The 8,995-nt window shown below is 71.1% G+C and carries 7 protein-coding genes; 2 read left to right on the top strand and 5 right to left on the bottom strand.

The genetic code is table 11. The features are described 5' to 3' along the window. From KN815_RS41050 to KN815_RS41035, 4 genes are all read right to left on the bottom strand, one after another. Positions 1-241: flavodoxin-dependent (E)-4-hydroxy-3-methylbut-2-enyl-diphosphate synthase (locus KN815_RS41050; RefSeq protein WP_216346881.1), on the bottom strand; the 241-nt coding region annotated here is incomplete at its 3' end. A gap of 141 nt (positions 242-382) precedes the next feature. Then, the gene (locus KN815_RS41045) at positions 383-1,684 is read right to left on the bottom strand and encodes a M50 family metallopeptidase (protein WP_216346880.1); all 1,302 of its coding nucleotides are present in this window, start codon (positions 1,682-1,684) and stop codon (positions 383-385) included. Beyond that, complete coding sequence (dxr, locus tag KN815_RS41040; protein ID WP_216346879.1) at positions 1,681-2,943, bottom strand: 1-deoxy-D-xylulose-5-phosphate reductoisomerase; 1,263 nt, start codon at positions 2,941-2,943, stop codon at positions 1,681-1,683. Before dxr ends, KN815_RS41045 begins: the two co-directional genes overlap by 4 nt. A 99-nt stretch (positions 2,944-3,042) precedes the next feature. After that, a complete protein-coding gene (locus KN815_RS41035; protein ID WP_216346878.1) occupies positions 3,043-5,028 on the bottom strand; it encodes an acyl-CoA dehydrogenase family protein in 1,986 nt (661 codons plus the stop codon). Positions 5,029-5,324: 296 nt separating this feature from the next. Between KN815_RS41035 and KN815_RS41030 the strand changes: the two genes are divergently transcribed. Further along, positions 5,325-6,338, top strand: coding sequence for a LacI family DNA-binding transcriptional regulator (locus tag KN815_RS41030; RefSeq protein WP_216346877.1), 1,014 nt, complete (start codon positions 5,325-5,327; stop codon positions 6,336-6,338). Between the two features lie 226 nt (positions 6,339-6,564). Then, complete coding sequence (locus KN815_RS41025; protein WP_253209567.1) at positions 6,565-7,200, top strand: carbohydrate-binding protein; 636 nt, start codon at positions 6,565-6,567, stop codon at positions 7,198-7,200. An 88-nt stretch (positions 7,201-7,288) separates the two neighbouring features. Here the strand turns inward: KN815_RS41025 and KN815_RS41020 are convergent, their stop codons facing one another. Beyond that, the gene (locus KN815_RS41020) at positions 7,289-8,749 is read right to left on the bottom strand and encodes an aldehyde dehydrogenase family protein (RefSeq protein ID WP_216346876.1); all 1,461 of its coding nucleotides are present in this window, start codon (positions 8,747-8,749) and stop codon (positions 7,289-7,291) included. Positions 8,750-8,995 lie beyond the last annotated feature (246 nt).

Raw genomic sequence — 8,995 nt, 5'->3', positions numbered from 1 at the left:
ACGCGTCCGCGTCATCCTGCGACGGACACGCCACCCGCACGATCTGACAGCCCGACGCCGTCAGCTCCGCGATCTGCTGGAGCGTCGCCCCGATATCCGCCGTCACCGTCGTCGTCATCGACTGAACCGAGACCGGAGCGTCGCCACCCACGGCCACCGGACCGACCTGAATCTTCCGGCTGACCCTGCGCTCGGCGAGCTTGGCCGGTACGGACGGCATTCCTAGCGAAATCGCAGTCATCTGGTTCGTAACCCCAAGAAGGTGTGTGCGTGGCCGGAGATCAGCAGACTCCGATCTCCGAGATTACGGCAACGGTGACGGCGTCAGCACACCGTGCTCCTGAAGTCCACCCAAAGGTGAACTTCAGGACATCTCGCGTCATCAAGAGATTTTCACGGGGTTCACGACGTCCGCCACCAGGACGAGCAGGGTGAAGCAGATGAAGACTCCCGCGATCACATAGGCGACCGGCATCATCTTCGCCACATCGAACGGCCCGGGGTCGGGCCGCCGGACCAGCCGGGCGGTGTGGCGCCGGATGGCCTCCCACAGCGCGCCCGCGATATGGCCGCCGTCCAGCGGCAGCAGCGGGAGCATGTTGAACAGGAACAGCGAGAGGTTGAACCCGGCGACCAGGAAGAGCATGGTCGCGATCCGCTGGGAGGGCGGGATGTCGAGGCTGGCGACCTCGCCGCCGACCCGGGCCGCGCCCACGACGCCCATCGGGGAGTCGGCCTTGCGCTCGCCGTCGCCGAAGGCCGCGTTCCACAGGTCCGGGACCTTGGAGGGCAGCGCGATCATGGAGTCGATGCCGTCGTGGACCATGGAGCCCATGCGGTCCACGGACTGCCCGAAGGACTGCTGGACCACGCCGTTGGCCGGGGTGAAGCCGAGGAAGCCGGCGGTGACGTACTCGCCCTCGACATAGCCACCGTTCCCGTCGGACTTGGCGACCTGGTTCTCTATGAGATTGGCGTGCAGGGTCTTGCGGACACCTTCCCGCTCGACGGTGATCGTGGCGGGGCCGGTGGTCTCGCGGATGTCCTTCTGGAGCGCGCCCCAGTCCGGGGTGCGGTGCCCGTTGAAGGCGATGATCTTGTCCCGCGGCTGAAGACCGGCGGCCTTGGCCGGGGAGTCCTTGGCGCTCTTGGGGCACTTGTCGGTGGCGGACGAAGCCGCGACCACACACTGGGAGACCGTGCCCACGCTGGTGGTCTGGGTGTTGACGCCGAAGCTCATCATCACCCCGAGGAAGATCACCACCGCGAGGATCAGGTTCATAAAGGGCCCGGCGAACATGACGATCACGCGCTTCCACGGCTTGCGCGTGTAGAAGAGGCGCTTCTCGTCGCCGGGCTGGAGCTCCTCGAAGGCGGCCGACCGGGCGTCCTCGATCATGCCGCGCCAGGGGGAGGTGGAGCGGGCGGTGAGCTTGCCGTCGTCGCCCGGCGGGAACATCCCGATCATGCGGATATAGCCGCCGAACGGGACCGCCTTGATGCCGTACTCGGTGTCTCCCTTCTTGCGGGAGAAGATCGTCGGCCCGAAGCCGACCATGTACTGCGGGACCCGGATGCCGAAGAGCTTGGCCGTGGAGAGATGGCCGAGCTCATGCCAGGCGATCGAGATCAGCAGGCCGACGGCGAACACCACTATGCCGAGGACCGTCATCAGTGTCGTCATGCGCGAGCCTCCGGGGTCGCCTTCGCCGCTCTGGCGGCCAGTTCCGTTGCGCGGGCGCGGGCCCATGTCTCAGCCTCGAGGACGTCCGCGACGGTGAGCCGGGTTCCCACGGCGGGGGTGCCATGCTCGGCCACCACCTCGGCGACCGTATCGACGATTCCGTTGAAAGGCAGCTTTCCGTCAAGGAAGGCGTCCACGCACTCCTCGTTCGCCGCGTTGAAGACGGCCGGGGCGGTGCCGCCGAGGCCGCCGACATGCCGGGCGAGGCCGACCGAGGGGAACGCTTCGGTGTCCAGGGGAAAGAACTCCCAGGTGTGGGCCTTGGTCCAGTCACAGCCGGGCGCGGCGTCCGGCACCCGCTCGGGCCAGCCGAGGCCGAGTGCGATGGGCATCCGCATATCCGGCGGGCTAGCCTGGGCGAGCGTCGAGCCATCGGTGAATTCAACCATCGAGTGGATATACGACTGAGGGTGGACCACCACCTCAATCCGCTCGAAGGGAATGTCGTACAGCAGATGCGCCTCGATGACCTCGAGGCCCTTGTTGACCAGGGTCGCGGAGTTGATCGTGACCACCGGGCCCATGGCCCAGGTGGGGTGGGCCAGCGCCTGCTCCGGGGTGACCGAGGCCAGCTCCCGCTTGGTCCGGCCGCGGAACGGGCCGCCGGAGGCGGTGACGACCAGCTTGCGGACCTCCTCGCGGGCGCCGCCGAGCAGCGCCTGGAAGAGCGCGGAGTGCTCGGAGTCGACGGGGACGATCTGGCCGGGCTTGGCGACGGCCTTGACCAGGGGGCCGCCGACGATGAGCGATTCCTTGTTGGCCAGCGCCAGCACCCGGCCCGCCTCCAGGGCGGCCAGGGTCGGCGCCAGGCCGATGGAGCCGGTGATGCCGTTGAGCACGGTGTGGCACTGGGAGCGGGCGAGCTCGGTGGCCGCGTCGGGCCCCGCCAGGATCTCGGGGAGCGGCTCACCGGCTCCGTAGCGCGCGCCGAGCGCCTCGCGCACCTCGGGCACCGCCTCCGGACGGGCGACCGCCACCCTGTCCACCCGCAGCCGGTGGGCCTGCTCGGCGAGGAGCCCGGCCCGTCCCCCGGCGGCGGACAGGCCGGTCACACGGAAGCGGTCGGGGTTGCGCACCACCACGTCGATGGCCTGGGTGCCGATCGAACCGGTGGAGCCCAGGATCACGATGTCGCGCACGCCCTCCGCGGCGGTGGCCGCCGGAAAGCGCAGATGCGGGTCAGCCAGGGATTCCGTCATTCCCCCATTGTGGCGGCAAGGGATGACGGCTCGGGGACACGCCCCGGGTTACGGCGGTCACGGGCTCCGGCGGCTCCTGAAGCGACTCCCGCGACCTCCTCAGTGGATCGGGCGGTGGACGTTCTGGGCGGTGGTCGGGCCGGGGGTGGCGTCGGCGATCCAGGGGCCGTCGCCGCTGGGGTCGAGAACGCCCTGTTCGAGCCACTCGTAGGCCCCCGAGAGCACCCCGGAGACCACCTTGCGGTCGAGTTCGTCGGTGTTGGTCCACAGCCGCCCGAAGAGCTCGTCGGCGCGGATCCTGGCCTGCCGGCAGAACGCGTCGGCAAGCTGGTAGGCCGCGACGCCATGGTCACCGCGCGAGCGCAGCATCTCGGCCCGCACGCAGGCCGCGCTCATCGCGAACAGCTCCGCGCCGATGTCGACGATCCGGGCGAGGAAGCCCTGTTTGGTCTCCATCCGGCCCTGCCAGCGGGACATGGCGTAGAACGTCGAGCGGGCCAGCTTGCGTGCCGAGCGCTCCACATAGCGCAGATGCGGTGAGAGGTCCGGATGCCCGGCGACAGGGGGCTGCGCGGAGCGCTTCCGTTGAGGGTGGCGGTGGGCGACGGGCGGGCGGAACTCGGGGTAGGAGCGGGGCAGTTGGCCGGGCCCGGCGAGCAGGCCGGGCAGCCAGCGGGCGTAGAAGCCACCGGCCTTGGCGGCCGCCTTGCCCTTGTCCTGGAGGGACTTGTCGGGGTCGATGAGGTCGCCCGCCACCGACAGATGGGCGTCCACGGCCTCGCGGGCGATGAGGAGATGCATGATCTCGGTCGAGCCCTCGAAGATCCGGTTGATGCGCAGATCACGGAGCATCTGCTCGGCGGGGACGGCCCGCTCCCCGCGGGCGGCCAGCGAGGCCGCGGTCTCATAGCCGCGACCGCCGCGGATCTGGACCAGTTCGTCGGCCATCAGCCAGGCCATCTCGCTGCCGTAGAGCTTGGCGAGCGCCGCCTCGATGCGGATGTCGTTGCGGTCCTCGTCGGCCATCTGGGAGGCGAGGTCGATGACGGCCTCCAGGGCGAAGGTGGTCGCCGCGATGAAGGAGATCTTGGCGCCGACGGCCTCGTGCTCGGCGATGGGCTTGCCCCACTGCTCACGGGCGGCGGACCATTCGCGGGCGATCTTCAGGGACCACTTCCCGGCGCCCGCGCACATCGCGGGCAGCGACAGCCGTCCGGTGTTGAGCGTGGTCAGCGCGATCTTGAGGCCGGCGCCCTCGGGGCCGATCCGGTTCGCGGCCGGGACGCGCACCTGGTGGAAGCGGGTGACGCCGTTCTCCAGGCCGCGCAGCCCCATGAAGGCGTTGCGCTTCTCGACGGTGACGCCCTCGGAGGCGGTCTCCACGACGAAGGCGGTGATGCCGCCCTTACGGCCCTCGGAGCGCGGCACCCGGGCCATCACCACCAGGAGGTCGGCGACCACACCGTTGGTGGTCCACAGCTTGACGCCGTCGAGGAGGTAGTCGTCGCCGTCGGGCACGGCGGTGGTGGCGAGGCGGGCCGGGTCGGAGCCCACGTCCGGCTCGGTGAGCAGGAAGGCGGAGATGTCGGTGCGGGCGCAGCGCGGCAGGAAGCGGTCCTTCTGCTCCTGGGTGCCGAAGAGCTTCAGCGGCTGCGGTACGCCGATGGACTGGTGGGCGGAGAGCAGGGCGCCGATCGCCGGGCTGGCGGAGCCGGCCAGGGCGAGCGCCTTGTTGTAGTAGACCTGCGTGAGACCGAGGCCGCCGTACTTGGTGTCGATCTTCATGCCGAGCGCGCCGAGTTCCTTGAGCCCCTGGATGGTCTCGTCGGGGATCTGGGCCTCGCGCTCGATACGGGCCGCGTCGACCCGCGTCTCGCAGAACTCGCCGAGCTTGGCGAGGAAGGTCTCGCCACGGCGCACATCGTCCGGGGCGGGGGCGGGGTGCGGATGGATCAGGTCGAGTCGGAAGCGGCCGAGGAAGAGCTCCTTGGCGAAGCTGGGCTTGTGCCATACCTGTTCGCGTGCGGCCTCGGCGACCTGGCGCGCTTCACGCTCGGACACCGGCCTGACGGAGGATGCGGTCATCGGTGCTCCCTTGCCGCGAATGACGATCTCGTGACATTACCGGCACGTACCGCTGCCAGTGTGCCTCCGGTCCGACCGGTCGGCAAAGCGGGTGGATGGAGCGGGATTGCCGCAACCGTGGACCTCACAGGGCGCATAAGGAGTGTCGAAGCGCTTCGACGACTATGGACAGCTCCGCGCTACAGGTCTACTGTCAATCCGCATGGCCAGGGGGAAGAGGCTCGGCCATACGTCGAAGCGCTCCACTAAAACGTATCGCAATCCTCTCGCAATCCCATCGGATGGAGTCGCCCCGGATGGTCACCCTCGCCGAGGTCGCCCGGCACGCCGGAGTCTCCGCCAGCACGGTGAGCTATGTCCTCAGCGGCAAGCGGTCGATCTCCGCCCCCACCCGCGAGCGCGTCGAGCACAGCATCAAGGAGCTGGGCTACCACCCGAACGCCGGGGCCCGCGCCCTGGCCAGCAGCCGCTCCAACATCCTCGCGCTCATGGTGCCGCTGCGGACGGTGTATGTGCCGGTCATGATGGAGATCGCCATCGCGGTCGCCACCACCGCCCGCTCCCACGGCTATGACGTGCTGCTGCTCACCGGCGAGGAGGGCCCGGCGGCGGTGCGCCGGGTGACCGGCAGCGGGCTCGCCGACGCCATGATCGTGATGGATGTGGAGCTGGAGGACGAGCGGCTGCCGCTGCTGCACGCGGCCCGCCAGCCCACCGTACTGATCGGATTGCCCGCCGACACCGTCGGCCTGACCTGCGTCGATCTGGACTTCACCGCCACCGGCGCGCTGTGCGCCGAGCATCTGGCGGAGCTGGGCCACCGGGAGATCGCCGTCGTGGGCGAGGCCGCGGCCGTCTATGAGCGCCACACCGGCTTCGCCGAGCGGACCCTGGAGGGGCTGCGCCGCCGCGCTGGTGAGCTGGGGGTGCGGCTGCTGCACCGCCCGTGCGAGGGCAGCTACGAGTCCATGGACGGCACCCTGTCCCGGATCTTCGACGAGCGGCCCGGCACCACCGGCTTCGTGGTGCAGAACGAGGCGGCCATCGATCCGCTGCTCAGCCTGTTGCGGCGGCAGGGGCGCGCGGTTCCCGAGGACGTCTCGGTGGTCGCCGTCTGCCCCGAGCAGGTGGCCACCCAGGCGTCGGTGCGGCTCACCTCGGTGGCCATTCCGGCTGAGGAGATGGGGCGGCGCGCGGTGGAGCTGGCGGTGGCGAAGCTGGCGGGGCAGCCCCTGGAGGAGCAGGTGACGCTGCTGGCCCCGGAGCTGACCGTACGGGCCAGCTCGGGCCCGGCGCCCGGCACCTCCTGAGCCCGCGGGCCCGGTGGCGTACCGCCGCCGCGCGGGACGGGCGACGGCGGTACGGGGGAGGTGAGCTGCGAGCTGTCGGTACGGCGGGAGGCGGGGCTGACCGTGGCGTGCGAGGTCACCAACTCCGGTCCGTGCGACGGCGACGAGGTCGTGCGGATCTACGCGAGCGCGCCGGGTCCGTCGCGGGTGCCGCTGCCGCACCGCCGGCTGATCGCACCACCGCCGGGTGCGGCTGCGCCGGGGCGAGCGGGTGCGGCTGTTCTTCACCGTGCCGGTCGAGGACGCGCTGGGCTTCTGGGACGTGGCGCACGGCCGCTGGACCGTCGACCCGGGTACGTACGAGATCCACGCGGGCGCGTCCAGCGCGGATCTGCGGGCCACCGCCACCGTCACCGTCGAGGGCCCGCCGCCCGCGCCGCGCCCGGTGCTGCGGCGCGGTCTGGAGGCCGCGGACTACGACGCGGCGGACGGGATCGTGCTGGTGGACCGCACCAAGGTCCGCGGGGACGCGGTGGCCTGCCGTGATGACGCGGTCGGCCGACTGCTCTTCCGCGCCTGCGACTTCGGCGCGGGCGCCACGTCGATGACCGTCGAGGCGGCGCGCGATGCGGCTGCGGCGGGGACGGGGACGGGGTCGGGGACGGGGTCGGGGACGGGGTCGGGGTCGGAGGATGACGCGACGGTCGGGGTGCACCTCGCCGACGGCACCACCCTGGCCACCGTCGCCGTCCCGCCCACCGGCGGCCGCTACACGTACACCACGGTCCGCGCCGTCCTGCCCACGTCGCCGACCGGCGTCCAGGACCTGCGCATCACGCTGCGCGGCGGACTGAGACTGGCCCGTCTCGGCTTCTCCGGCTGAGGGTTCGAGGGTTCGAGGGTCCGGAGCCGCGGGGGCGGCCCGCCCCTGCGCCGGGCCCGCAGTGGGGGGCGGGGCCCGGCGGGGTGGATCAGAGGTCGAGGCCGGTGAGGACCATGACCCGCTCGTAGGTGTAGTCCTCCATCGCGTACCGCACGCCTTCGCGGCCGACGCCGGACTTCTTGGCGCCGCCGTACGGCATCTGGTCGGCGCGGTACGAGGGCACATCGCCGATGATCACGCCGCCGACCTCCAGGGCGCGGTGGGCGCGGAAGGCGGTGCGCACCTCGCGGGTGAAGACGCCCGCCTGGAGGCCGTACTTGGAGTCGTTCACGGCCGCGAACGCCTCGGCCTCGTCCGCCACCTTGTGCAGGGTGAGCACCGGTCCGAAGACCTCCTCGCAGGAGAGGGTGACATCGGCGGGGACGTCCGCGAGCACGGTCGGAGCGTAGTTCGAGCCCTCGCGCTTGCCGCCGGTCAGCAGCTTCGCACCGGCCCGGACGGCCTCGTCGACCCAGGACTCGACGCGCTTGGCGGCGTCCTCGCTGATCAGCGGGCCGACATCGGTGGCGTCATCGATCGGGTCGCCGGTGACCTGCGCCTCGACGGCCGCGACGATCTTCGGCACGAGCTCCTCGTAGACGGACGCGTCCGCGATCACCCGCTGCACCGAGATGCAGGACTGTCCGCCCTGGTAGTTGGAGAAGGTGCCGATGCGGGTGGCCGCCCAGTCGAGGTCGGCGGCGGAGGCGTAGTCCGACAGGACGACCGCGGCGCCGTTGCCACCGAGCTCCAGGGTGCAGTGCTTGAGCGGCACCGACTCCTTGATCGCGTAGCCGACCTTCTCCGAACCGGTGAAGGAGATGACCGGCAGCCGCTCGTCCTGGACCAGCGCGGGCATCCGGTCGTTGGGCACCGTAAGGACGCTCCAGGAGCCCGCCGGGAGTTCGGTCTCGGCCAGCAGCTCGCCCAGGATAAGCCCGGACAGCGGGGTCGCGGGCGCCGGCTTGAGGATGATCGGGGTGCCGACCGCGAGCGCCGGGGCGACCTTGTGGGCGCTCAGGTTCAGCGGGAAGTTGAACGGCGCGATGCCGAGCACGGTGCCGCGCGGGAAGCGGCGGGTCAACGCCAGCCGCCCGGTGCCACCGGCGTCGGTGTCCAGCCGCTGGGCATCCCCGCTGTTGAACCGGCGGGCCTCCTCGGCCCCGAACCGGAAGACGGACACGGCGCGGCCCACCTCGCCGCGCGCCCACTTGATCGGCTTGCCGTTCTCGTCCGAGATCAGCCGGGCGATCTCCTCGCTGCGCTCGGCGAGACGGCGCGACACATGGTCCAGCGCGGCGGCCCGGACATGCGCGGGGGTCGCGGCGAACTCCTCGCGCACCGCGTCGGCCGCGGCGACGGCCTCCTCGACCTGCGCATCGGTGGGAACGCTCACCACGCCGACGCGGCGGCCGTCCCAGGGCGAGGTGACCTCGAGTGTGCTCTCGCCCGTCGCCTTGCGGCCGGCGAGCCAGAACGCGTGGGTGACAGCTTCGTTTGTGTCTGGCACAGCGGATCCCGACCCTTCTGAAGTGGTGTATCTCCTCCCACCGTAGGCGCGCCCGGCCCGCTCGGCGTTTGTCCGGGGCGTAGCAGTCGGGGCCGTCGGCGCTCCGCTATGGCGTGCCCGATTCGGGGGAGATCGGGAGGAGGATGACCGGAATGGGGTGACCGAAGCGGACGCGGTCGGCTCGTTGGGCTCGAGTTGCGGCGGTCGGCTCGTAGCGGTCGGGCTTGTGGCGGTCGGCTCGTAGTG

It is taken from the genome of Streptomyces niphimycinicus (assembly GCF_018883605.1).
Classification (GTDB): domain Bacteria; phylum Actinomycetota; class Actinomycetes; order Streptomycetales; family Streptomycetaceae; genus Streptomyces; species Streptomyces niphimycinicus.
This window is presented reverse-complemented; position numbering and strand designations above follow the sequence as displayed.